The 1,260-nt window shown below is 40.6% G+C and carries 2 protein-coding genes; both read left to right on the top strand.

From position 1 onward, the window contains the following. Positions 1 to 63: 63 nt before the first annotated feature. On the top strand, positions 64 to 279 hold the full coding sequence (locus tag AAOP42_RS01510; RefSeq protein WP_349526685.1) for a hypothetical protein: 216 nt from the start codon (positions 64 to 66) through the stop codon (positions 277 to 279). Then, positions 224 to 1,159, top strand: a complete 936-nt coding sequence (locus AAOP42_RS01505; RefSeq protein ID WP_349526684.1) for a hypothetical protein — start codon at positions 224 to 226, stop codon at positions 1,157 to 1,159. The genes AAOP42_RS01510 and AAOP42_RS01505 overlap by 56 nt, the downstream gene beginning before the upstream one ends. Positions 1,160 to 1,260: the final 101 nt, after the last annotated feature.

The raw sequence follows: 1,260 nt of genomic DNA, 5'->3' as shown, positions 1-1,260 counted from the left end.
GGGTGCATATCAAATTGTCGTTTTTTTTTATAATGTTTAAATTTAAAGAAAACGACTAAAGTTATGACAAAGGGAGAATTTTTAAGATTGGCAGCCAATCGTTATGATTCGCTACAGGCATTGAACAAACTTGATAATTTTTATGATTATGAAAAACAGTTTGTAGGCATTTGGAAAGATTTAGGACAACAGGTTTTGGAAACAAACATAGGAGATGTCCCCAATGATCGGCGTAAAAAAAAACTTCACTACTCTGGGACAGATAGAAATAAGCAATGAAATCGAATTTTCCAAAGGCAAGAACGGTTTCCAGATTAGTCCGTTCCTGCAAGAGTTGATGATCTACGCAGGCCAGCAAGATTGCTATGGCAATAGCAATGAAACACTCAAGAAATTTCTTGATATAGACATTGGCAGTGCACAAATCTACCGTGTCACTGATACTTATGGTAAGCAGTTGGTCAATGAAGGGCTTAACGAACGCTGTATGCCCATTGCCGATAAAGACGAGACCCTATATGTTGAATTGGACGGCTCCATGGTATTGACAAGGGAAGATGGTTGGAAGGAGGTAAAGTTGGGGCGGCTGTTCAAATCATCGGATTGCGTGAAAAAGGACGGTAAAACGCCTGGATGGATAAAAAAGTCACAATATTTGGCCTATTTGGGTGTTTGTGGAGATTTCACCGACATGCTCTACAAGCTGATAACCCCCTATCAAAAAAGTGGACCAAGGCTGGTCTTTCTCAGCGATGGAGCCAAATGGATAAAGAACTGGATAGAAGATAGTTTTGATGGTGCAGTCTCTATCCTGGATTACTACCATGCGCTAGAATACCTCCATGAGTTTGCAAAAAGTCACTTTAAAGATGAACAGTCAAGAAGGGTATGGACAGGGATGCAACAAGCTTTGTTATTGTCCAGCCAATTAGAACGAGTTATGGACAATATTGAGAAGCTTGCCCCTAAAAGTGAGGCCACTAACAGGGTGCTTGAATATTACCGTGCCAATCAGGATCGCATGGACTACAAATCATATAAGCAAATGGGCATAGGCATCATAGGCTCTGGTGCAATTGAATCAGCACACAGGACCGTGATTCAAAAGCGAATGTTTCTGGACAAAGGTGGACTAAACAAGGTGCGCAGCACATGCTAAATTTAAGGGTGGCACATATGAATGGACAATGGGACAAAGTAATCAAGATGGTTAATACAGAATTTAAAAATGTGGCATAAACGACAATTTGATATGCACCC

The organism is Reichenbachiella sp. MALMAid0571, assembly GCF_040151475.1.
Lineage (GTDB): Bacteria > Bacteroidota > Bacteroidia > Cytophagales > Cyclobacteriaceae > CAXBNB01.
This window is presented reverse-complemented; position numbering and strand designations above follow the sequence as displayed.

Excerpts from the sequence above, each read along its gene's own strand:
- AAOP42_RS01510 (WP_349526685.1), top strand. The coding sequence starts at position 64 with ATGACAAAGGGAGAATTTTTAAGATTGGCAGCCAATCGTTATGATTCG.
- AAOP42_RS01505 (WP_349526684.1), top strand. The coding sequence starts at position 224 with ATGATCGGCGTAAAAAAAAACTTCACTACTCTGGGACAGATAGAAATA.